26 protein-coding genes are annotated in these 23,627 nt (G+C 38.1%); 24 read left to right on the forward strand and 2 right to left on the reverse strand.

The features are described 5' to 3' along the window. Positions 1-2 precede the first annotated feature (2 nt). From IGL36_RS02940 to cshA, 15 genes are all read left to right on the forward strand, one after another. Positions 3-359 (forward strand): DUF4312 family protein, encoded by a 357-nt coding sequence (locus IGL36_RS02940; protein WP_002355708.1) that lies wholly within the window; start codon positions 3-5, stop codon positions 357-359. 15 nt (positions 360-374) lie between these two features. Beyond that, positions 375-1,154: a DUF4311 domain-containing protein gene (locus IGL36_RS02945; RefSeq protein ID WP_002355709.1), complete on the forward strand. Its 780-nt coding sequence runs from the start codon at positions 375-377 to the stop codon at positions 1,152-1,154. Between the two features lie 19 nt (positions 1,155-1,173). Continuing rightward, a complete protein-coding gene (locus IGL36_RS02950; protein ID WP_002361314.1) occupies positions 1,174-1,869 on the forward strand; it encodes a DUF4310 family protein in 696 nt (231 codons plus the stop codon). 130 nt (positions 1,870-1,999) lie between these two features. Further along, positions 2,000-3,313, forward strand: a complete 1,314-nt coding sequence (locus IGL36_RS02955; protein ID WP_002358780.1) for a PTS sugar transporter subunit IIC — start codon at positions 2,000-2,002, stop codon at positions 3,311-3,313. 25 nt (positions 3,314-3,338) lie between these two features. Continuing rightward, positions 3,339-3,638 carry a hypothetical protein gene (locus IGL36_RS02960; protein WP_002363233.1) on the forward strand — a complete coding sequence of 100 codons (300 nt, stop codon included), beginning with the start codon at positions 3,339-3,341 and terminating at the stop codon, positions 3,636-3,638. 8 nt (positions 3,639-3,646) lie between these two features. After that, positions 3,647-4,735, forward strand: coding sequence for a DUF871 domain-containing protein (locus IGL36_RS02965; protein WP_002379152.1), 1,089 nt, complete (start codon positions 3,647-3,649; stop codon positions 4,733-4,735). Positions 4,736-4,743: 8 nt separating this feature from the next. Next, positions 4,744-5,853 carry an amidohydrolase/deacetylase family metallohydrolase gene (locus IGL36_RS02970; protein ID WP_002381282.1) on the forward strand — a complete coding sequence of 370 codons (1,110 nt, stop codon included), beginning with the start codon at positions 4,744-4,746 and terminating at the stop codon, positions 5,851-5,853. Then, positions 5,843-6,949: a DgaE family pyridoxal phosphate-dependent ammonia lyase gene (locus IGL36_RS02975; protein ID WP_010707792.1), complete on the forward strand. Its 1,107-nt coding sequence runs from the start codon at positions 5,843-5,845 to the stop codon at positions 6,947-6,949. The genes IGL36_RS02970 and IGL36_RS02975 overlap by 11 nt, the downstream gene beginning before the upstream one ends. Before the next feature lie 3 nt (positions 6,950-6,952). After that, the gene (gene dagF / locus IGL36_RS02980; RefSeq protein WP_002361094.1) at positions 6,953-7,696 is read left to right on the forward strand and encodes a 2-dehydro-3-deoxy-phosphogluconate aldolase; all 744 of its coding nucleotides are present in this window, start codon (positions 6,953-6,955) and stop codon (positions 7,694-7,696) included. A 9-nt stretch (positions 7,697-7,705) separates the two neighbouring features. After that, the gene (locus IGL36_RS02985) at positions 7,706-8,716 is read left to right on the forward strand and encodes a sugar kinase (protein WP_002379155.1); all 1,011 of its coding nucleotides are present in this window, start codon (positions 7,706-7,708) and stop codon (positions 8,714-8,716) included. Between the two features lie 93 nt (positions 8,717-8,809). Next, on the forward strand, positions 8,810-9,838 hold the full coding sequence (locus IGL36_RS02990; protein ID WP_002363239.1) for a hypothetical protein: 1,029 nt from the start codon (positions 8,810-8,812) through the stop codon (positions 9,836-9,838). Further along, entirely contained in the window at positions 9,835-10,281 is a 447-nt protein-coding gene (locus IGL36_RS02995) for a YaiI/YqxD family protein (protein WP_002379156.1), read from the forward strand. Before IGL36_RS02990 ends, IGL36_RS02995 begins: the two co-directional genes overlap by 4 nt. A 140-nt stretch (positions 10,282-10,421) precedes the next feature. Next, positions 10,422-11,492 (forward strand): D-alanine--D-alanine ligase, encoded by a 1,071-nt coding sequence (locus IGL36_RS03000; RefSeq protein ID WP_002379157.1) that lies wholly within the window; start codon positions 10,422-10,424, stop codon positions 11,490-11,492. Positions 11,493-11,570: 78 nt separating this feature from the next. After that, positions 11,571-12,944, forward strand: coding sequence for a UDP-N-acetylmuramoyl-tripeptide--D-alanyl-D-alanine ligase (locus tag IGL36_RS03005; RefSeq protein WP_002355722.1), 1,374 nt, complete (start codon positions 11,571-11,573; stop codon positions 12,942-12,944). Positions 12,945-13,246: 302 nt separating this feature from the next. Continuing rightward, entirely contained in the window at positions 13,247-14,794 is a 1,548-nt protein-coding gene (gene cshA / locus IGL36_RS03010; RefSeq protein ID WP_002355724.1) for a degradosome RNA helicase CshA, read from the forward strand. A 60-nt stretch (positions 14,795-14,854) separates the two neighbouring features. Here the strand turns inward: cshA and IGL36_RS03015 are convergent, their stop codons facing one another. Beyond that, positions 14,855-15,121 (reverse strand): hypothetical protein, encoded by a 267-nt coding sequence (locus IGL36_RS03015; protein ID WP_002364744.1) that lies wholly within the window; start codon positions 15,119-15,121, stop codon positions 14,855-14,857. A gap of 304 nt (positions 15,122-15,425) precedes the next feature. Between IGL36_RS03015 and acpS the strand changes: the two genes are divergently transcribed. From acpS to lepB, 7 genes are all read left to right on the forward strand, one after another. Continuing rightward, the gene (gene acpS / locus IGL36_RS03020; protein ID WP_002355727.1) at positions 15,426-15,779 is read left to right on the forward strand and encodes a holo-ACP synthase; all 354 of its coding nucleotides are present in this window, start codon (positions 15,426-15,428) and stop codon (positions 15,777-15,779) included. A gap of 29 nt (positions 15,780-15,808) precedes the next feature. Continuing rightward, positions 15,809-16,924 carry an alanine racemase gene (gene alr / locus IGL36_RS03025; RefSeq protein WP_002355728.1) on the forward strand — a complete coding sequence of 372 codons (1,116 nt, stop codon included), beginning with the start codon at positions 15,809-15,811 and terminating at the stop codon, positions 16,922-16,924. Between the two features lie 15 nt (positions 16,925-16,939). Continuing rightward, positions 16,940-17,317: a type II toxin-antitoxin system PemK/MazF family toxin gene (locus IGL36_RS03030; RefSeq protein ID WP_002355729.1), complete on the forward strand. Its 378-nt coding sequence runs from the start codon at positions 16,940-16,942 to the stop codon at positions 17,315-17,317. A gap of 318 nt (positions 17,318-17,635) precedes the next feature. Next, positions 17,636-18,331: a hypothetical protein gene (locus IGL36_RS03035; RefSeq protein ID WP_002364743.1), complete on the forward strand. Its 696-nt coding sequence runs from the start codon at positions 17,636-17,638 to the stop codon at positions 18,329-18,331. A 24-nt stretch (positions 18,332-18,355) separates the two neighbouring features. Then, positions 18,356-19,651, forward strand: coding sequence for a hypothetical protein (locus IGL36_RS03040; RefSeq protein ID WP_002355731.1), 1,296 nt, complete (start codon positions 18,356-18,358; stop codon positions 19,649-19,651). Further along, entirely contained in the window at positions 19,632-19,958 is a 327-nt protein-coding gene (locus IGL36_RS03045; protein ID WP_002378073.1) for a hypothetical protein, read from the forward strand. The genes IGL36_RS03040 and IGL36_RS03045 overlap by 20 nt, the downstream gene beginning before the upstream one ends. Before the next feature lie 57 nt (positions 19,959-20,015). Continuing rightward, positions 20,016-20,765: a signal peptidase I gene (gene lepB / locus IGL36_RS03050; RefSeq protein WP_025189632.1), complete on the forward strand. Its 750-nt coding sequence runs from the start codon at positions 20,016-20,018 to the stop codon at positions 20,763-20,765. A gap of 54 nt (positions 20,766-20,819) precedes the next feature. On the opposite strand, the gene IGL36_RS03055 is transcribed toward lepB, so the two are convergent. Next, positions 20,820-22,298, reverse strand: coding sequence for a helix-turn-helix domain-containing protein (locus IGL36_RS03055; RefSeq protein ID WP_002404994.1), 1,479 nt, complete (start codon positions 22,296-22,298; stop codon positions 20,820-20,822). A gap of 173 nt (positions 22,299-22,471) precedes the next feature. Between IGL36_RS03055 and IGL36_RS03060 the strand changes: the two genes are divergently transcribed. Next, positions 22,472-23,224: a tyrosine-protein phosphatase gene (locus IGL36_RS03060; RefSeq protein ID WP_002363253.1), complete on the forward strand. Its 753-nt coding sequence runs from the start codon at positions 22,472-22,474 to the stop codon at positions 23,222-23,224. A 78-nt stretch (positions 23,225-23,302) separates the two neighbouring features. Then, positions 23,303-23,533 carry a hypothetical protein gene (locus IGL36_RS03065; protein WP_002355737.1) on the forward strand — a complete coding sequence of 77 codons (231 nt, stop codon included), beginning with the start codon at positions 23,303-23,305 and terminating at the stop codon, positions 23,531-23,533. Positions 23,534-23,627 lie beyond the last annotated feature (94 nt).

Below are 23,627 nucleotides of genomic sequence, written 5' to 3' on the forward strand. Positions count from 1 at the left end.
TTATGGATGCCACAAAACGGTCAACACAAACCGTGATTGTTTCTGGAAAAGGTAATAAGAAGAATGAAGCTTTTGCAAGTGCATTGAATGATGTTTCAAAAAAAGTATTAAAAGAAACAACAGAGGTCCTCATCCGGATTGAACCGAAAGAAGTAACTATTCGTCAGGCAAAAGAACAAGTTTATACAGAAAAATTTCTGTTCTTCTTCTTTCCTAGAAAGAGAGTGATTTATCATGTCGAACTAGCTGTAGAAGTGGAAATCCAAGCCATTGCAGTCGAAGAAGTTGATTTTTTAACGGAAACAATTAAAGAACCGAACGCAGTAGTAGTTCCGTTTCTTTCAAAAAGAGGCGTATAAAGGGAGGAAGAAGGAATGGAATTTGTAATCATTTTGCTGAAGTCATTGCTTATTGGTGGTTTACTAGGTTTTGCAGCTGGCGCAGGCGCTGCTCGGATGTTTCATGCACCACAAACGCAAGGGTTAGGGGCATTTAGAACATTAGGAGAAATGAACGCGGCACAAGGAGATCCAGCATCACACTTTTCTTTTGGTTTAGGTTTTTTCTTTAATGCTTGGGCTTCGGCCGTCGGAGCAGGGGCCTTTACACAAGATGTGACCCACCGGATTGTGCCTAACTGGGCTGCAGCAATTTTATTGGTAAAGGATAAAGATGTCACTAAAACGATGCATAATCCCAAAAAAATGGGGATTGTCGGGGCCTTTGTAGGAATGGCGACTGTGGCTTTCTTAAATAGTACAGCTGCAGCAATTCCAGAATCGCTACAAGTAACAGCGGTTGCGGTGTTGGTACCTGCAGCAACGATTTTAATCAATACTGTGATGCCTGTTTTATTCTGGCTAGCGGCTTTAGATGCAGGAAAACGGACGGGTTTCTGGGGAACATTATTTGGCGGATTATCTCAATTAGTCATGGGCAATGCTGTCCCAGGAGTTGTATTAGGGATCTTAATCGGTAAAGGTGTCGATGATTTAGGGTGGACCCGAATGACACGCGGCATGCTTGGTGCCATTATCTTATTATTTATTTTAAGTGGCTTCTTCCGAGGGTTCGACTTAGAAATGATCGAAAGTTTCCGCTTGTCTATTCCTCAATGGTTAAATAATTTACACAATGTCTTCACCGTTAAATAGAAAAAAGGAGGTCTCATAGATGGAACAGCAAGAAAAAAATGAATGGGCACAACAAGAACAAGAAATTCAAGAAGGTTTAAAAGGCAAAAGTTTTTGGTATGCTGATTGGGGCTTTCCCATTTTAGTCGGGATTATGTCAGCGGCAATTTTTGCAGGAACACATATGTATGTAGTTTATGGTGTGGGCGCCTTTAATGAAGTTTCAATTGTTGCGATGCTAAAAGCTGGTTTAGATGGTGGTTCTTATGGCGCTGCCGCAGCATTTGGTGCAAGTTTCCTGTTTGCACGAATTTTAGAAGGTTCTTTAGTCGGGATTTTAGATTTAGGTGGCTCAATTTTAACGGGGATCGGGATTGGCGTACCTGCAATTTTCCTCAGCATGGGTATTAAAGCACCTGTAGAAAACTTTGGCTTAGCACTTTTAACAGGTGCGCTACTAGGGTTAGCAGTTGGTGGCGTAATTGTGTTGATTCGGAAATTTACTATCAATCAAGGAAATTCCACTTTTGGTGCGGATGTGATGATGGGGGCTGGTAATGCCTCAGGACGCTTCTTAGGCCCGTTAATTATTTTGAGTGCGGCGGGTGCTTCGATTCCTATTGGGATTGGTGCTACATTAGGAGCTTTAGGTTTTTACATTTGGAAAAAACCAATCGCTGGGGGCGCAATTTTAGGCGCAATGATTTTTGGTGCAATATTCCCAGTTTCTTTATAATAAGAAAAAGCCTTTTGTTTTGCACTTTCTCTGTCACAAATAAGAATAAGCGTTTACATTATAATGTTACTATGTTATTATAAATGCGAAATAATTATTATTTTTATTAGTTGAACGGAGGAATTAACAAATGAATGGTTTTGTACAGTGGATGGAAGTTAAGTTAATGCCGATTGCGAATAAATTTGGTTCGCAACGCCATATGACAGCGATTAGAAAAGGATTAATTGCAACGATGCCTTTAACAATTGTGGGCTCATTCTTTACAATTTTTCAAAATATTCCAATTGAGGCATACACAAAATTGATTGAACCTTATCAAGCAATTTTAGATATTCCTTCCCGCTATACGATGGGGTTACTTGCACTTTATGCAACATTTGGGATTGCTTCATCATTGGCCAAAAGTTATAAGCTTGACTCTTTGACGTGCGGAATTTTAGCATTAATGGCCTTTTTAGTAACAGCGGCACCACCAACACGTGTCTTTGAAGATGTTGACAACGTCATTACAGCAGGGCGCTATATTAATTTAGCAAATTTAGGTTCAGCTTCTTTATTTGGTGCGATTGTAACAGCGCTGTTATCTGTTGAAATTTATCGCTTCTTTATTGAAAAAGATATTATGATTAAGATGCCAGATGGCGTACCGCCTGAAGTGTCAAATTCATTTATTGCGTTAATTCCAGGAGCAGTTATTCTTTTATTATTCTGGGTTATTCGCCACGTAATTGGTTTTGATTTGAATGGTTTCTTGAGTACGTTATTAATGCCACTTAAAGGTATCCTTGCTGGTAACAGTTTATTTGGCGGCTTACTAACAGTCTTCTTAATCTGTTTCTTCTGGGTTTTAGGGATTCATGGTCCAGCGATTATGGGCCCAGTTATTCGTCCTTTCTGGGATATGTCGATTGCAGAAAACCTTGAAGCTTTTACCAATGGCGCAAACGTTCATCAGTTACCTAATATTTTTACAGAACAGTTTTTACAATGGTTTATCTGGATTGGTGGCGCTGGAACTACGCTTTCTTTAGTTGTTTTAATGATGTTTTCTAAATCAACGTATCTGAAAAGTCTTGGCCGTTTATCGTTCTTACCAGGCTTGTTTAATATTAATGAACCAGTTATTTTTGGAACGCCTATCGTAATGAATCCTATTTTAGGTATTCCGTTTATCGTGGCACCGTTAATTACCACAACGTTATCTTATTTCTTAACAGTCGCTAATATAATTCCGATGATGGCTGCACGCTTAGCGTTTGCAATTCCAGCACCAATTGCTGCTTGGATGAGTACCAATTGGAGTTTCTCGGCCGCAGTATTAGTGATTGTTAACTTCTTAATTACAATGGCTATCTACTATCCATTTTTCAAAGTTTATGAAAAACAACAATTGGATAAAGAAGCAGAAGAATTAGCAGCTGAACAAGCAGCAAAAAATTAAAAAATGTTAGGGCGGGTGTTCTGATATGAATATCCTGCCCCTTCTAAGTCAGAGAAGAAAGTCAGGAGCGTATAAGATGATTATTTGGTTCATTTTCTTTTTTATCGTTAGTCAAATTATTATAGAAAAAGGGCAGTTGCCTACTGTTGTTTATCAATTTGGTTTGGTAAAGACGTTGGTTTTTACGGCAGTTTGTATTACTCTTTCCATGATAATTGGCGGATTTCTAAATCAACCAGTATTGCTCGTTGGCTCTACAACAATCTTGTGTAGCTCGGTGATTGCTTGGAAATTTCGAAATAAATTTGAAAATAGCGGAGTGTGAGAACGAAGATGAAAAGAGCATTAGGTGTATCAGTTTATCCAGATCATAGTGATATCAATCAAGATAAAGCGTATTTAAAAAAAGCCAGCGAATGTGGGTTTACTCGAATTTTTATGAGTATGTTAGAAGTGACCGATGGCAAAGAAGCGGTTCAGAAAAAATTTAAAGAATTAATTAGTTATGCGAAAAATTTAGGATTTGAAACAATTTTAGATGTCGTTCCAAGTATCTTTGATGAATTGGAAATTTCATATGATGATTTGACTTTTTTCAGCGAATTAGGAGCTGATGGGATTCGGTTGGATACAGGGTTTGATGGAAATAAAGAAGCCATGTTGACGTTTAATCCATTCGGCGTGGCTATTGAGTTGAATATGAGTAATGATGTCGCTTATCTTGATAACATTTTGACGTATGAAGCGAATCGACCTTTCTTATATGGTTGTCATAACTTTTATCCACAAGCGGGAACTGCATTGCCGTATGATTTCTTTGAAAAATGTAGCATCCGTTTTAAAAAGGAAGGTATTCGGACAGCTGCTTTTATTTCATCACAGGTAGGTGAAATTGGTCCTTGGGATGTGAATGATGGGCTACCTACTTTAGAAATGCATAGACAGTTGCCAGTCACTGTTCAAGCTAAACATTTATTTGCAACAAATTTAATTGATGATGTTGTTATTGGAAATGCTTATGCTTCCAACGAAGAATTAGAAGCATTGGGTCAGTTGAATCGTTATCAAACAGAATTGACCATTGTTTTTGAAGAAGCGACTTCTGAAATTGAAAAAGAAATCGTAACAAAAAATCAACATTTTCGCCGTGGAGATATCACTCAGCAGATGATTCGTTCCACAGAAGTGCGTAAAAAATATAAAAATGAAGTTAATCCCCCACATGATAATCAAGCAATGCTACAACCTGGAGATGTTGTTGTGGGAAATGATGCATTTGGAAAATACAAAAATGAATTACAAGTCGTTTTAGAACCACATCAAGACTCACGCAAAAACCGAGTAGGGCGTATTATAGAAGAAGAACTTGTATTATTAGAATTCATTAAGCCTTGGACAAAATTTAGATTTATAGAAAAGTAGGGAAGAATATGGACTACGATTTACTTATAAAAAATGGACAGACAGTAGATGGTATGCCTGTTGAAATTGCAATTAAAGAGAAAAAAATAGCTGCTGTTGCAGCAACTATTTCAGGTTCTGCAAAAGAAACTATCCACTTAGAACCAGGTACTTATGTATCCGCAGGCTGGATAGATGATCACGTTCATTGTTTTGAAAAAATGGCTCTTTATTATGATTATCCAGATGAAATTGGGGTCAAAAAGGGTGTTACGACAGTGATTGATGCTGGGACAACAGGTGCTGAAAACATTCATGAATTTTATGACTTAGCGCAGCAAGCAAAAACAAATGTTTTTGGATTAGTCAATATTTCTAAATGGGGCATCGTTGCTCAGGACGAACTCGCAGATTTAAGTAAAGTACAAGCGAGTTTAGTCAAAAAAGCGATTCAAGAATTACCAGATTTTGTTGTAGGGATTAAAGCCCGTATGAGTAGGACCGTTATTGGCGATAACGGCATTACGCCTTTAGAATTGGCCAAACAGATTCAGCAAGAGAACCAAGAAATTCCCTTAATGGTTCACATTGGATCAGCACCGCCTCATTTAGATGAAATTTTAGCCTTGATGGAAAAAGGGGATGTCCTAACCCATTGTTTTAATGGGAAAGAAAATGGTATCTTAGACCAAGCAACGGATAAAATAAAAGATTTCGCTTGGCAAGCGTACAACAAAGGAGTCGTATTTGATATCGGGCATGGTACGGATAGTTTCAATTTTCACGTAGCTGAAACAGCGTTGCGCGAGGGAATGAAAGCTGCATCAATTAGCACAGATATCTACATCCGTAACCGAGAAAATGGTCCTGTTTATGATTTAGCCACAACGATGGAAAAACTCCGTGTGGTCGGCTATGATTGGCCAGAAATTATTGAAAAGGTAACCAAGGCTCCTGCTGAGAATTTCCATTTAACGCAAAAAGGCACGTTGGAAATAGGTAAAGATGCTGATTTAACGATTTTCACGATTCAAGCAGAAGAAAAAACATTGACTGATTCTAATGGATTGACACGAGTAGCCAAAGAGCAAATTCGCCCAATCAAAACAATTATTGGAGGACAAATCTATGACAATTAGTTACGAAAAATTCCACTTAAAAGAAGTCATTAATGCTTCTGGCAAAATGACCATTCTAGGTGTCTCCAAAGTTTCGGAGGCAGTCCTAGCAGCTCAACGATTCGGCGGCGAACATTTCTTTGAAATGAGTGAACTTAGTGTGCAAACAGGGGCCTTTTTAGCCAACTTGTTGAAGGTAGAAGATGCCCAAATCGTTTCCTCGGCTTCGGCGGGGATTGCCCAATCGGTGGCTGCCTTGATTGGAAAAGGCAGCTTGTACCACGCGTATCATCCCTATACAGAAAAAATCGAACAGCGGGAGATTGTTTTACCTAAAGGGCACAACGTGGACTACGGCACGCCTGTAGAAGTCATGGTAGCGCAAGGTGGCGGCCAAGTGGTGGAAGCTGGCTACGCCAACATGTGCAGTCCAGAACACGTGGAAATGATGATTTCTGAAAAAACAGCGGCCATTCTATACATCAAAAGCCACCATACCGTGCAAAAAAGTATGCTGACGGTGGCCGAAGCGGCCAAAGTGGCGCAACGCCACAAGGTGCCGCTAATTGTTGACGCGGCAGCAGAAGAAGATCTTTTCAAATACACTGAAGCAGGCGCTGATTTGGTGATTTACAGCGGCGCCAAAGCAATTGAAGGGCCAAGTGCCGGTTTAGTGGTCGGGAAAAAAGAATACATTGACTGGGTGCGCCTACAAGGCAAAGGCATTGGTCGAGCAATGAAAATTGGCAAAGACAATATCTTGGGCTTTACGCAAGCAGTGGAAGAATACTTGGCACATGGCAGTGAATCAGGGGCTTCGATGCAAGAGCGCTTAAAACCGTTTGTTGAAGCCATCAACAACTTATCAGATTTAACCGCCAAAATCGTCCAAGATGGCGCTGGCCGAGACATTTATCGCGCCAGTGTCAAAGTGGACGGCAGAAAAACTGCCAAGGAAGTCATCCAAGCATTAAAAGCAGAAAGTCCAGCTATTTATACGCGAGAATATCAAGCCAACAATGGCATCATTGAATTTGACATTCGTTCTGTCAATCAAGAAGAAATGAACAAAATCGTGCAACGATTACAAGAAATTATGGACACAAAGGAGAAATAAGTCATGTCATTAAAACCTAATTATTTAGAAGAACGCATTTGTTTAAACGTCTTAGCCAATTCAGTAGAAAATGCCCAAGCCTGTTATGAAGCAGCAGAAGGGCATGTTGTGTTAGGCGTCCTTTCAAAAAACTATGAAACCGATGAAGCAGCCATTGACGATATGAAAAAATACCAAGCAGCAACCAACAACGCTTTATCTGTCGGCTTAGGGGCTGGCGATCCTAATCAAAGTCAAATGGTGGCTCGCTTATCAGAAGTTCTACAACCGCAACACGTGAACCAAGTTTTCACAGGTGTCGGCGCTTCGCGGGCCTTACTTCGTCAAGACGAAACAGTGATTAATGGCTTGGTTTCACCCACAGGCAAAGTTGGCTATGTTAACATTGCGACAGGTCCGTTAAGCTCGGGTGCGCCAGCGGCGGAAGTACCTATCGAAACCGCCATCAAATTGTTGAAAGACATGGGGGGCAGTTCCATTAAATATTTCCCGATGAAAGGCTTGGCTCACAAAGAAGAATACCAAGCAGTAGCAGCAGCTTGTGCCAAGTATGACTTTTATTTAGAGCCAACAGGGGGCATTGATTTAGAAAACTTTGAAGAAATTGTTCAAATTGCGGTGGATGCCGGCGTTAAAAAAATCATTCCTCATGTCTACAGCTCAATTATCGATCAAGAAACAGGGGACACTAGAACAGAAGACGTGAAAACGTTACTAACCATGATGAAAAACACATTGAATAAGTAGGTGGCAAAGATGAAAATTGCTGCGTTTGGTGAAGTCATGCTTCGTTTCACTCCGCCAGAGTATCTAATGTTAGAACAAACAGAGCAGTTAAGAATGAACTTTGTAGGGACTGGCGTAAATCTCTTAGCAAATTTGGCTCATTTTCAACTAGAAACAGCATTGATTACGAAATTACCTGCCAATCGTCTTGGTGAAGCTGGCAAAGCAGCGCTAAGGAAGTTAGGAATTTCAGATCAATGGGTAGGAGAAAAGGGCGATCATATTGGTAGTTTTTTTGCAGAAATGGGTTATGGAATCCGCCCCACACAAGTAACTTATCAAAATCGCCATCAGAGTGCTTTTGGCATCAGCGAGGCGAAGGACTACGATTTTGAGGCCTTTTTAGCGGAAGTAGATATGGTGCATATTTGTGGTATTTCGTTAAGTTTAACTGAAAAAACTCGTGATGCTGCTTTGATACTTGCTCAAAAGGCGCATGCCTATCAAAAGAAAGTTTGTTTTGACTTTAATTATCGACCTAGTTTGAATACAGCAAATAGCGCACTCTTTATGCGTCAACAGTACGAACGCATTTTACCTTATTGTGATATTGTTTTTGGCAGTCGACGTGATTTGGTCGAGCTATTGGGTTTCATTCCGCGAGAAGATTTAGAAGGTGAGGCACAAGAAACTGAACTGATTCAGCGTTTCATGTCTCAATACAATTTGGAATGGTTTGCTGGGACAACGAGAAGTCATTCCCAAAATCAAAACTACTTAAGTGGGTATTTATATACCCAAAATGAGTACCAACAGAGTGAAAAAAGACCGCTTCTTAATCTTGATCGAATTGGTGCTGGTGATGCTTATGCGGCGGGGATTTTATATGGCTATAGCCAAAATTGGTCGTTAGAAAAGGCAGTTACCTTTGCCACAGTCAATGGGGTCCTTGCACATACGATTCAAGGAGATATTCCTTTGACAACGGTCAAACAAGTGAATCACGTTCTTGAGCATCCGAATATTGATTTAATTCGTTAAAGAAGAAAACCAGAAGAAAAGTCGTGTGTGGCTTTTCTTCTGGTCTTTTTTTCATTATAATTAAAAGAAACAGATTGCAAAGGAGGCAGCAGGATGAGTGTTGCACATCTTTTAACAGTTTTAGAAAATGATGAATTTATTGAACGGATTCAAAAACGACCAGAAGCGTTCATTGGAACGACTGGCTTAGTCGGCTTAGAGAATTTACTTGTTCAGACAATTAACGGTTTATTAGAGTTTTTCATTGAAAAGAATCAAGGGAAAATTGCTATACAGTTATCGCGTCAACAAATCTCTTTTCAGGTATCTTCCACACGACCGCTTGTTTTTGAACAAAAGCAAGTCGATTTAGAACCACCTTTTCTGTATTTATCTGTTTTACAAGCCTTCTCAAAACAAGTAGGGATCAGTATCGATCAAGAAAAACAGCGAACTATTTTTATTTACCATCAAGGGCAATTGAAAAAACGATTATTATTACCTATTGAAGAAACCCAGGAACGAATTGAAGTCTTGTTTTGGCCAGATACGCAAATTTTTGGTACAGAATCACTTTCTTATATGCGTGTTTTACAACAATGTCAACAGATTGCCATGTTGAATCCAGGCTTAAAGATTCTCTTAACACAAGAAGAGGAACAAAAAAATCTTTGTTATTACCCTAAAGGTTTAAGTAATTATTTATTTGAAAAAGATAACCCATTAACTAGAAAAGCTGCACCGATTATTCAAGCCAAGCAAACAGAATTGGCCCTTGTTCAATTTATTTTGAGTAAAAATCATGCGCCGCAAGTGCAAAAAACATTTGTTAATGGGCATTATCCCAGTCTTGGTGGAACCCACTATGAGGGCTTTCTTGATGGTGTAGTGGCCGCCTTTAATCAATTTTTAGAGGAGCAACATTATTCATTATCTGTGACAGCAGATAGTTTTTTAGCAGAATTTGATTTTGTTTTAGCCATTACGATACCAAAGCCCCGCTACACTGATGCAACGAAAACCATTTTAAGAAATACAGAGTTATATGAAGTGGTTAAAGAAGTCGTTTTTGACGAATTACAACACTATTTTCAACGTCATCCCAAATGGTTAGAGCAAGGAAGAATCGAGGGAAATGAATGAAAATTTTTGTCGATGGCGATGGTTCACCTGTGAAAGAGACGGTTATTGAAGTCGCTGTAGAGAAAGCTTTGGATGTGGTGATTGTTACTAGTGTAGATCATTATTCCTTAAAAGATTATCCAGAAAATGTCTCTTTTGTGTATGTTGATAAAGGAGCGGATGCTGCTGATTTTAAAATTGTGCAGTTAATAAAAAAAGGGGATCTTTTAATTACACAAGATTATGGCTTAGCTTCCTTGGTTTTGCCAAAAGGAGTGTTGGTTTTACATCAACTGGGTTATCAATATACGAAAGAAAATATTGATGGCTTGTTAGAACAACGCTATTTTAGTGGCCAAATTCGGCGAAAAGGTGGCCGAACGAAAGGACCTAAACCTTTTACAGACCAAGATAGAACAACGTTTAAACAAGCCCTTATTGAGCTGGTGAAACGGAGTCTTTAGCAAGGAAAAGGCAAGCAAAGAATTTTTCCTTCACTAAATTTGCTTCTATTATGAAACTGGGTTTTATGCTAAAATAAGTAAGGATAATTTGAAAAATAATTTTTTCTAAAAGACAGGAAAGAAACTAGGAGGACAAGCATTTGAAGATTATTTTGTTGTATGGCGGCAGAAGTGAAGAGCACGATGTGTCTGTTTTGTCTGCATATTCCGTTTTAAATGCAATCTATTATAAATATTATCAAGTACAGTTAGTCTTTATTAGTAAAGACGGTCAATGGGTAAAAGGCCCTCTTTTATCTGAACGACCACAAAATAAAGAAGTTTTACATTTAACTTGGGCACAAACACCTGAAGAAACAGGCGAATTTTCAGGAAAACGAATCAGTCCTTCGGAAATTTATGAAGAAGAAGCGATTGTTTTCCCTGTTTTACATGGGCCAAATGGTGAAGATGGAACAATTCAAGGATTCATGGAAACCATTAATATGCCTTATGTAGGCGCGGGTGTCTTAGCTAGTGCTAACGCAATGGACAAAATCATGACGAAATATCTTTTACAAACTGTTGGCATTCCACAAGTACCATTCGTGCCAGTTTTAAGAAGTGACTGGAAAGGAAATCCAAAAGAAGTCTTTGAAAAATGTGAAGGTTCTTTAATTTATCCGGTCTTTGTTAAACCTGCCAATATGGGTTCTAGTGTCGGAATTAGCAAAGTGGAAAATCGTGAAGAATTGCAAGAAGCATTGGAAGAAGCTTTCCGTTATGATGCCCGAGCAATTGTTGAACAAGGGATCGAAGCACGTGAAATTGAAGTAGCCATTTTAGGAAATGAAGATGTCCGTACGACTTTACCTGGTGAAGTGGTGAAAGATGTCGCTTTCTATGATTATGATGCAAAATACATCAATAACACGATTGAAATGCAAATCCCAGCGCATGTTCCAGAAGAAGTAGCTCATCAAGCGCAAGAATACGCTAAAAAAGCGTATATTATGTTAGATGGAAGTGGCTTAAGTCGCTGTGATTTCTTCTTAACAAGCAAAAACGAATTATTCCTGAATGAATTGAACACCATGCCTGGTTTTACTGACTTTAGTATGTATCCTTTACTGTGGGAAAATATGGGCTTGAAATACAGTGATTTAATTGAGGAACTGATTCAGTTAGCTTTGAATCGTTTTAAACAACGCCAAGAATTTTATAATAACTAAGAAGAAAAAATCACACAAGACTGGGACATGACAAGACTTTGGCATGTCCCAGTCCCTGTGTCAGAGGAGCAAAACATAATGAAATTAACCTTCTGGGAAGTAGCGCAAGCGGTTGAAGCCAGTAATGATTGGCAACAATGGCCTGATTTTCCTTTAACAGGCATTGAATTTGATAGTCGTAAAATTGTGAAAGGAAATCTCTTTGTTCCTTTACAAGGTGAAAATGATGGTCATCGTTTTATTGAGAGTGCCATGGCTAATGGCTGTCAGGCCGCTTTTTGGGGACAGGATTTAGTCGATGCGCCGCAACAATTGCCTGTTTTGCATGTTACTGATCCACTGGTTGCTATGCAAAAATTAGCTACCTATTATTTAAATAAAATGCAACCGAATGTCATCGCTGTGACTGGCAGTAATGGAAAAACTACCACTAAAGATTTAATTGCTGCTGTGTTATCTGAAAAGTTTGTGACTTACAAAACGCAAGGCAATTACAATAATCAAATTGGCTTACCCTATACTATTTTACACATGCCTGATGAAACAGAAAAACTGATTTTAGAAATGGGCATGGATCATGCTCAGGAAATTTCTTTCCTTTCCAATCTGGCTCAGCCAGAAGTTGCTGCCATCACAATGATTGGCGAAGCCCATGTGGAAAATTTAGGCTCACGAGCAGGCATTGCACAAGCAAAAATGGAAATCGTAGATGGTTTAGCCAAAGACGGTAGTTTATTTGTGCCAAGCGATGAACCTTTGCTAGAACCATTGGTGGAAAAAGTCACGCAACAAGTGATTACTTTTGGTTTTAGCCAGGAAAGTCAACTTCAAGGAATCGTCACAAATGAAGCCAAAGAGCAAACCTCATTCAAAATCAGTGATACACAAATGACGTTTACGATTCCAGTGCCAGGAACCTATAATGTCACCAATGCATTAATCGCAATTGGCATTGGTCGTTATTTCCAATTAACGGATAGTGAGATTCAAAAAGGATTGGCTACAGCGGAACTAACAAAGAATCGGACAGAATGGCTGAAAGCAGCGAATGGTGCCGAAATTTTAAGTGATGTGTACAATGCCAATCCGACAGCTATGGGTCTTGTTCTGGACAGTTTTAGCAAAATGTCCAAAGTAGGAAAACGAATTGCTGTTTTAGGAGACATGCTGGAATTAGGTCCTGATTCTGCTGCCATGCATCAAGCAATGGCGCAGCATTTAGCCCCAGATGCGATTGAAGAAGTCTTTTTATATGGTTCTGAAATGGCTTATTTAGCTGATAAATTGCAAGAAACCTATGCACCAGCTAACATTCATTCTTTTAAAAAAGAAGAAAAAAATGAGTTGATTGAAGCTGTCAAAAAAGTCTTACAGCCAGAAGACATGGTGGTTTTAAAGGGAAGTAACGGGATGGGACTTCGTGAAGTCATCGATGCACTTTTGGAAAAGTAAATAAGTTTCATAAAACTTGCTGAAAATGGGATTCTATGATAGAATGACCTATTGCCGGAAGATGACGAGAAAAATTGAATCGTAGTAAATAAAATAGATCTATTTCTATGTTTAATAATAAATGTGAAGCTGAACGACCACGTTTGGCTTTTCTAATGCCATAAGGTGAATTTTTCGGTGAAATCAGGAAAGAAGAAATAGTTGGCACACTATAATGGATTTCTTTTTAACAACTGAAAGTGAAGACACCTGAAACTAGGAAGAAATCGTTCTTTCCGAAACAAAATCTAGGAGGATATCATTTGAAATTTAAAGAACTTGGTTTAGCGCCAGAATTATTATCAGCGGTAGAACGCGCAGGCTTCGAGGAAGCAACCCCTATTCAATCAGAAACAATTCCGTTAGCGTTAGCAGGAAAAGACGTAATCGGACAAGCACAAACAGGAACAGGGAAAACCGCTGCTTTTGGCTTACCAATGCTTAACAAAATTGACGCAGACAATCGCGTTATTCAAGGATTAGTCATTGCACCAACCCGTGAGTTGGCTATCCAAACACAAGAAGAGTTATTCCGTTTAGGCCGCGATAAAAAGATTCGCGTCCAAGCCGTTTACGGTGGGGCTGATATCGGTCGCCAAATCCGTGGACTAAAAGATCGTCCACATATCGTTGTAGGTACACCAGGACGTTTACTAGACCATATTAATCGTCGTACCTTGAAATTAGAAACTGTTGAAACATTAGTTTTAGACGAAGCAGATGAAATGTTAAACATGGGCTTCTTGGAAGACATTGAAAAAATCATCTCACAAGTGCCAGAACAACGTCAAACACTTCTATTTTCAGCAACTATGCCGCCAGCAATCAAGAATATTGGCGTGAAATTCATGAAACAACCAGAACATGTGAAGATTAAAGCCAAAGAAATGACGGCTGATTTAATTGATCAATATTATGTACGTTCAAAAGACTTTGAAAAATTTGACATTATGACACGTTTACTAGACGTGCAAACCCCAGAATTGACCATTGTCTTTGGTCGGACAAAACGCCGTGTTGATGAACTTGCCCGCGGGTTAGAAGCGCGTGGTTACAAAGCAGAAGGCATCCATGGCGACCTATCACAACAAAAACGGATGAGTGTTTTACGTTCATTCAAAAATGGTAACTTAGATATCTTAGTGGCAACAGATGTAGCAGCACGTGGGTTAGATATTTCAGGTGTCACCCATGTCTATAACTACGATATTCCACAAGATCCAGAAAGTTATGTTCACCGTATTGGTCGGACAGGTCGTGCTGGTAAAGGCGGTATGTCTGTGACGTTTGTAACACCAAACGAAATGGGTTACTTACATGTCATCGAAAACCTAACGAAAAAACGGATGACACCATTACGTCCACCAACCGAAAAAGAAGCATTTAAAGGACAATTAAGTGCAGCTGTTGAAACCATCGAAAGTGATCTAGAAGAAAATGGTTTAGACAAATATCTAGAATCTGCTGAAGCGTTATTAGAAAAATATTCAGCGACAGACTTAGCTGCGTTATTATTAAAAACAGTAGCGAAAGATCCAGCAGATGCGGTTCCTGTAAAAATTACCCCAGAACGACCATTGCCTTCAAATAAAAAAGGCTTTAACAAAAATGGCCGTGGTGGTGGCGGTGGGAACAACCGTAATCGCAACCGTGGTGGCAATGGTAAAGGTGGCAGCTATCGTGGCAACAAAAACCATAAAGATGGCGACCGTAATTACAAAAATAGCGACCGCAAAAATAAAGATCAACGTGGCGGCAAACGTCATAACGATAAAAAACGTGGTTTCGTCATTCGCGAAAACGCCAAATAATCAAAAGAGCGAGTGTTCCGTCTATGAACGGAACACTCGCTCTTTTTTGGTAGATAATCGTTAAATAGAAAAACTTAAAAAAAGTAAAAAAGGCATCAAAATGATATAGAAAAAGAAAAACGCCAAAATTATCCAAGTTTTCAACGGGGAAGTTACATTGAAGAGTTTCATTTTTTGTTGTAGCAAATGAATGGTTATAATCCAAACCAGTTGCAAGAGAAAAAATAGGCTGGGATTTTTAAATAAGATTGGAAATATGTAGAGCAACAAAGTAAAAATAAACAGGGCGCAACGAAGTAACTTTTTTTGCCGAGAAGTTAAAGTCATACGTTTTTCTCCTTTTTCTTTTTATTCTCCCATAAGTAGCCAAAATTTTCTATAAAATATCAGAACATCCACTTAGTTTCCTGCTTTTTTTCCGATACTTCTTAGTTGTTTTCTTACTTTTATAAAAATTCAGAAAAATTTTATAAAAATGTAAATAGGAAGAAAACGTATGGTACTTCAATTTGTGTGAGGATCTTGTAAAACATTCTTTATTTTTTTAGCGAATCAGTGGAAAAATTTTGAAATTTTGTTAAAATGAAAGGTAATTCGGAGTAACTATATTAAATAGGAAGTAAGGCGGAAAATGATAAAGGGAATTGGTATTGACGCAGTAGAATTAAGTCGGATAAAACCGATTGTTGAAAAACAAGGATCATTTATTCAACGGGTTTTAACACCTAACGAATTGACCCTTTTTGAAAAGTTATCTACAAAACGTCAAATAGAATTTTTAGCTGGTCGTTTTGCTTGTAAAGAAGCGTTCTCTAAAGCATGGGGCACAGGGATTGGTAAAGTTGGTTTACAAGATATTGAGGTGCTGACTGAAAAAACAGGTGCACCATACGTAGCAAACTCGCCCCATAATGGTAAAGTGTTTGTCTCGATTACGCACACAGATACTATGGCGATTGCACAAATTGTTTTAGAAAGCGAATAATAGAAGCAACGAAGAAAGAAGGATGTACAATGGTCGTTGGATGGCATCGTCCTACACGGTTACATATCGATACGCAAGCAATTACTGAAAATGTCCAAAAGGAATGTCAACGTTTGCCAGAAGGAACCGCTTTATTTGCGGTTGTAAAAGCGAACGGCTATGGGCATGGCGCCGTAGAATCCGCCAAAGCGGCGAAAAAAGGTGGCGCGACAGGTTTTTGTGTCGCCTTATTGGATGAAGCAATTGAATTGAGAGAAGCAGGTGTTCAGGACCCCATTTTAATTTTGAGTGTGGTAGACTTAGCTTATGTGCCTTTGTTGATTCAATATGATTTATCTGTAACGGTAGCTACACAAGAATGGTTAGAAGCTGCTCTTCAACAACTAACGCCTGAGAGTAACACGCCATTACGTGTTCACTTAAAAGTCGATACTGGCATGGGACGGATTGGCTTTTTAACCCCAGAAGAGACTAAGCAAGCAGTGCGGTTTGTTCAATCCCACAAAGAATTTTTATGGGAAGGGATTTTTACTCATTTTTCAACAGCTGATGAAATCGATACAAGCTATTTTGAAAAACAAGCAGGGCGTTTTAAGGCTGTTCTAGCAGTTTTAGAAGAGTTACCTCGGTATGTCCATGTTAGCAATAGTGCGACAGCGTTATGGCATCCTGATGTGCCAGGAAACATGATTCGCTATGGGGTAGCCATGTATGGATTGAACCCTTCAGGTAATAAGCTTGCCCCAAGCTATGCGTTAAAGCCGGCCTTACGGTTGACCAGTGAACTCATCCATGTAAAACGCTTAGCGGCTGGCGAAGGAATTGGCTATGGCGAAACCTACGTAACTGAAGCTGAAGAATGGATTGGGACAGTGCCAATCGGCTATGCAGATGGCTGGTTGCGTCATCTCCAAGGATTTACAGTGCTCGTGAATGGTAAGCGTTGCGAAATCGTCGGACGAGTGTGTATGGATCAATGTATGATTCGTTTAGCAGAAGAAGTTCCTGTCGGCTCAGTCGTTACATTAGTTGGAAAAGATGGCAATGAAGAAAATACGTTACAAATGGTAGCCGAAAAATTAGAAACCATTCATTATGAAGTTGCATGTACTTTCTCACAAAGAATCCCCAGAGAATATAACTAGATAGGAGGTTCCACTATGGTCAAACGCGGAGATATTTATTTTGCAGACCTTTCCCCAGTAGTGGGCTCGGAACAAGGTGGCGTCAGACCTGTCCTTGTTGTCCAAAATAACTTAGGTAATCATTTTAGCCCAACGATTATCGTTGCGGCGATTACAGCCAAAATGGCAAAGCCAAAATTGCCAACACATATCGGGATTAATTCTGATGAAACAGGCATTGAAAAAGATTCAGTGATTCTTTTAGAGCAGATTCGAACAATCGATAAGGGTCGCTTGAAAGAAAAAGTTTGTCATTTGAGACTTGATATTATGGAAGAAGTTGATCGTGCCTTAGGCATCAGTGTTGGACTTAGTAGCGATTCAGCCCCAGCAAAAGCAAATTCAGCTACATAAAGAACGATAGCTACTATGAAATCAACAAAGACTAATTGGATTTTTTTAAAAGCGACTGATCTAGTTCGGTTCGCTAAACATAGTTTGAGTAAAAGCGAGAGAGATGGCCAAGTGGCATCTCTCTTTTTTTGTTTTATATTTTAAAAATTAAAATATAAATATAAAATATAAAATTTTATCATTGTATTTTAAATAAAGTTGTTGGCAAGGCTCAAACGGAATGTTACAATCAATACTATATAGAGTTTTTAAAGAGCGTAACAGGTGATTTTACAAGTTTTGATTGTCGAGCGATGACATAAAGGAGATTATATTTGTATGATGATTGTTGTACTTTTAATGAGTAGTTGCTTATTTTTATTTGTAAGCTATCAATTGTATTTGCGATTACTTGTCGAAAAACTGGATTCAGAGGACCGGACATTAAAGAGGAAAATAAATTTCTATAAGTATCAGAAAAATAGTCGTTTAATGATTTATTTATTGTTTAGTGTTTGTCTACTTAGCGTATTATTGTTAGGAATTGTTTATACATATTATCAATTAAATCAACGAAATATCCGCATGGAACAACGGATCGAGCGTTTGGCACAAGGCCAAGCTACTCAAGGTGACAAAATAAAAAAACAAGCGATTAAAAAAACAGCCTTAAATCAGTTTCCCTGGAAGCAAGCTGTTTCGGCAGAATCGGCCGCTGTCTTGACTAATTATGAATTACAATTAGCGCGTGAATGGCGTCCTTACTTCGGAGAGACGAGTATCACAATAATTAGAAGTGAAAAAACACAAACCTTGACACTGTCTGTTTTTTCAGTTGGCTTAAGTTACCATGAATTTCAAACAGGCCAAGACAATATTGTAGCACTTATTGCAGCGTTGAATTCAGTTAAAGAAATTACCATGATTGATTTTAATTTTACTTATCGAGATCAAGAGCAAACCCTTGTCAAATCCATTGATACGTATGCTCGTGAGACGTTGGAAACAAATTTGGAGCCTGTCGTGATTAGTTAAAAGGACGAGAGAAAGGACATATAGATGACAAAAAGACGTTTAATCAAAAAAATTAAAGATATTTCGGATGATACGCTTGAAAAAGAAGTCTTTTTTCAGCCAGGATTCGAACCAGAAAAAATAATTAGCGGAATCAAACCAGAACAACAGGAAAAAGAAATGGCGACGTTAAGAGAAAGGCTCGCCTACTATCAGAAAAAAGAAACAGCCTTTAAAAAACTTCAAGAAGAAAATGAGCAATTAAAGAACCAACAAGAAACGGAAAAACAAGCATTAGAAGAAAAAAATCAGTCATTACTTGAAATACTAAATCAAAAGGAACATGAAATTTTTGAATTGGAAGAGCAACTGGAAACAAACAGTGAAACCACGACAGAGGCTACCACTCTTCAAACAAATCTGCAAAATGCAGAAAAACAATTAACCACTGTACATAATCAAATGGAACGTTTAGAAAGTGAATTAACGCAGCAAGTGGCAGAATTAGAAAAAGAATCGGCTGAACAGCAACAACATATCCAGACATTACACAACCAGTTAGCAGAAGAAAAAGGAAAGTTGGAGAAAAAAGGAGATATTACAGGAATGGAAAAGCAAGTAGAAACGTTAACGACAGAATTAGAAGAAAGCACAACGACTCAACAAGCATTGCAGGAACAAATTGAAAAACTAACTGTACAATTACAAAAAGTAGAAGCCGAAAAACAAGCCTTACAAGAGGCTGTCCAACAAGAAGTGATTGTGAAACAACGCATGGAGGAGTTAAAGAATGAGCTTCAAAATAGTTTACAGCAAAAAAATGAAGCAGAAGTAAAACTAGGTCGACTACAAGGTGTCAATGACAAACATCTTGCTGAAAAGCAAGTTTACGAAGGAGAATTAGCTGCTCTAAGAAAAGAAGTAGAGGCCAAAGAAGACAATTTAGAACAAGTTCAAAAAGAATTGAAGACACTACAAGCCGTTTCAAAAAATATTGAACCGAGTAGTGAGCAGTTAACAGAACTGCTACGCGCAAAACAGCAAATTAACGATTTATTAATGAAAAATCAGCAATTACAAGAAGAGGCTTTAAAATCGCAACAAGAAATTGGCGAAGTGATGGTTTCTGCCAAAAAAGAAGCCAATCGGATTGTTAATGAAGCGAAAGTAGAAGCAAAACATCTAATCAATTCTGCAGAATTAGAAATGTTAAATATTGGTAACCGAGCGAAAAGTATTTCGAATGAAGTCGAAGCATCAAAAGTAGAAGTACTTGAGATTTATCGCGAATTAGAGGAACGTTTAACTAAACTGACACGTCTTGAACAAGATAACTATTAATAAAATGGTCAGTAAAAAGTTAATGGGAGCAAGGAAACTACATTGTCTTGGGGTCATTTTTTTAGCTGTTACATTAAGTAGCTCCGCAGAAAGATTACAGGCTGCTGCTGTCTCAAAGGAAGAGCAGTCGCTAAGGCAACCGCTTATCAGGAAAAACATAGTAACAGAGAAGAGCGAATATCTTGTAGAAGCAAATCAAAGTATTTGGGAGCTGGCACAAGATGCGCAGAAACCATTGAATCAGTTTATGAAGGAAAACCAGTTACGTAGTAGTTATATAAAAAAAGGAACGCAATTAGTTAAATAGAAAAAAGGAGCAAGAAAGGAAAAGTTTATTTAAGAAGCTTTTCCTTTTAAGAAAACGATGGAAGAATGGATAAAGCCCGTTATGCGAACAATTCGCCACATTAAGCGCGCCTTCTTGAAGCAAAAGTTGCCTGCGACATATCAGCTAAAAAAGCAAAAGGCTAACACAGCAATGGAATATTTGCTTGAGCAAACAGATAACCATCAATCAATAAGAGGACCGAAAAGAAAAATGACCGCTGAAGAGATTAAAAAAAAGCGGCAAGCCTACCAAAAGAAACAACGCGTCCAAGTCGTTAAATTTTTTATGCCAGCTATTCTTTTCGCCATTTTTGTGTTCTTTTTTGTGTTAAAGACATCTAGCTACCCAATTGCTGGGCAATCCATGAAGCCGACACTTAACGCAGGGAAACGAGTCTTAGTACAACGGACGAAGCAAGTAGCAAGGTACGATGTGATTGCATTTAAAGCACCGCTAGCTAGCAAAGGTACGTACGTCAAGCGAATTATCGGGGTTCCTGGTGATCGAATTTGGGTAAACGAGGGAAAACTTTATCTTTCAGAAGAACCTATAGCAAGCGATAATGAGGCACTGCCTGAGAATGCCAGTCGTTTTGACTTATCAGAAAAAGCGGCAGCCCAACTTCGCCTGTTTCAGAAGATTCCAGCCGGTCATTACTTTGTCTTAGGGGACAATCGTACGCATTCAAGTGATAGTCGTACGTTCGGCTTTGTCGAGATACAAGCGATTGAAGGAATCGTGGTATTTAAAATGGCGCCGTTTAAGGAAATAGGGAAAGTAAAATAAAAAGCTTAAGTCAGCCATCTGAGAGTAGGGCACTTAAGCTTTTTTTATTAGAGATTATTTGCCCAATAACAATTGAATAATTTTTTCAATTGATTGTAGGTCGTAACGATTACTAATATCCGAAAAAATATAGTAATGGTCATACTGGGCAACGAGCTGTTCATTATTGGTATTCATTAAAAGCAAATCATAATGGTTTTCTGCGTTGTAAGGCTCAATTTTCAGCGGATATTTTCCAGCGATACTCTGTTGTATTTTTTGTGCTACCAACTCGCTATAAGCACTGCTCAGTGAGTGATAAACACCAATCGTTATTTTTTTTTCATTTAATTCAGCAATGTGATTCAAAATAAGTGTATAATTAATTTCAGTAAATTGATTTTGGTACTTAGAAGCAGTGGCTTTTGTGGCAAAGTTCGTTGTAGCGATCTCCACTAATTCGTAAACTTCACTTTCGCTAAAAGGATGACGTACGACTTTCAAAAGTGACTGAATTGTCCAATAATCAAAGGGTAAAATAAATCCTGAAAAATAATAGAGTTGCGCATGTAATTGGAAAAGTAAATTTTCAATATAAAGTAGCCGAATAGGCAGCACGTAATGGGATAAATAACCACGTGCTTTAAGGTACGTTAAAATGACCCGGTTCATTTCGTTAAGATACGTTTTTTCAATTCGTTGTTGTTTTGCTAAACGAAAGGCGAAAGCAGCATTCGCAGAATAATTATGCATGGAACAAAAAAAGTCATAAAACATATAGGCTTCATTGATTGTATATGGACGGTCGATTCTTTTCATATATGTATGTATAGATAAATTAATTTCTTCAAATAAAGGTCGATCGAGTTGGACATCATGTGGACTAATCGTTGGCAGGGGTTCTAAAACCATGCGACGAAAAGAAATTTTCATCCAAAGTTTAATTTGGAGAATTTCTGTATGGTCAAAGGTAATTCTGGGGATTTCTTGTAATATCTCGATTAATCCTAGGTATTGATTGGCCAGTTCTTTTTCTAAATCTGTTTTTTCTTCAAAGATAAACCAGAAAAAATTAAAAAAGAAAAAGCGAATTTGTTTTTCTTCGCCGACAAGTTTTCCTCGTTTGATACGTAAATTAAACTCATTGAGTAAGTCATTTAATTCAACAATTTTTCGATAATAGGTAGCAGAGCTAATGGCATAATTCTGTTGGAAATACCCGCCATTTATTTCATTTTTATGGAGGAGTTGCTGGACCATGTGAAACTTAATAGATTTATCTAAGAACAACATGATCATTGCTTTCATGGAAAAGGTAGGCGCTTTATTTAGATATAGAGTGTCACCTAATACAGTTAAGGTGAGGTTTTCTTGAAGTTGCTCTTCTTTCAAAAATTGCTCTAAAAAAGAAAGATACTCATTCAATGTTGGTAAACTAATATTGAAAAAATCTACTAATTCATTTCGTGTCGCTTGACCTTTATTATTATATAGGAACAATAAAATATCATTCATATAATCATAAGGCTTTTCTAAAAAATCTCGTTTTAGCATCGTTACTCACCTCTCTTTTAAGAATACTGTATCTATGATAAAATGGCAATAAACAACTGATAAAAAGATTGTTTTTTGAGGTGTTTTTTATTATCGTTGAGAAAAAGAAATAAAAAGAAAAAACAAAGTATTTAAATGATAACAAAATAATTAAAATGAAGGAGCGATAGAACATGAACAGCGTGGTGAACTTTAGAGATATTGGAGGATTTCCAACGCAACAAGGCACAGTTGTCAAGACAGGGCATTTTTTTCGGAGTGGTGAACTCGTCAATATTGCACAAGCGGATCAACAGAAACTGGTAGAGGACTATCAAATTAAACGAATCTATGATTTTAGAAGTGCAGCGGAAACGCAAGAACGACCAGATGATTCAATTCAAGGAACCAACTATCTACATATAGATATTTTGGCCGATATTCAGGCGCAGACTGCTTCATTAGAAGGAATGCTTAAAACGGTTGGTTCACCCGATGAAGCTATGGACATGGCTTATAAGGAAATGGTTCTTTCCAATTCGGGGCGCAAAGGTTACCAAACATTTTTTGAAAACTTTTTAAGTTATCCACAGGAAGCTATTTTATTTCATTGTTTCGCAGGAAAAGATCGAACAGGAATCGGCGCAGCCTTGATATTAAGTGCTTTAGGTGTGGAACATTCTTATATTTTAGAAGATTATTTAAAGACGAACGAGCAAAGAAAAACCGCTAACGAGCAAATTATTGCGCAATATCAAGCAAATGGAACGCCTCCAGCAGAAATTCAACAATTAGAAACGCTGCTTTATGTGAAAAAAGAGTACTTAGCGACCGCTTTACAGGCGATTGAAAAAGAATTTGGTTCGGTAGAGGGCTATTTAAAAGAGGGACTCGGCTTACCTTTATCCGCCAAAAAAGACATGCTAAGTCTGTACACAAAATCATAGATCCTAAAAAAAGGACTATCCTTTCTAAAAAAGAAGTTTTATAATAGAAAAGAATCTGTTTGTAAGGAGGGATAGGGAATGAAAGAAGGACAAGAACAATTCTTAACGTTCATACTAGATCGAACAAAAGAAGATAAAAAAGAAAAAATGCAAGCGCTACTTGCAGAAATGTTTGAACGCCAACAAACAGGCAAATTAGATAAAATGTACTTGATGACAAAAGCACCAAAACTTTTGGCTTATTTAAAACCAGAAGCCATTGATGAAGTTAAACAAGTCGTTTCGGAATTTTCTAAAAATATGAAATAAACAAACTTAGCTTGAACTTACGACATTTTAAAAATGTGTCGTAACATTCAAGCTTTTGTTTGTTATTCTCTTGTATTTTATGCTAAAGTTATTC

This window comes from Enterococcus sp. AZ011 (genome assembly GCF_050548355.1).
In the GTDB taxonomy this organism is placed as follows: Bacteria; Bacillota; Bacilli; order Lactobacillales; family Enterococcaceae; genus Enterococcus; species Enterococcus faecalis.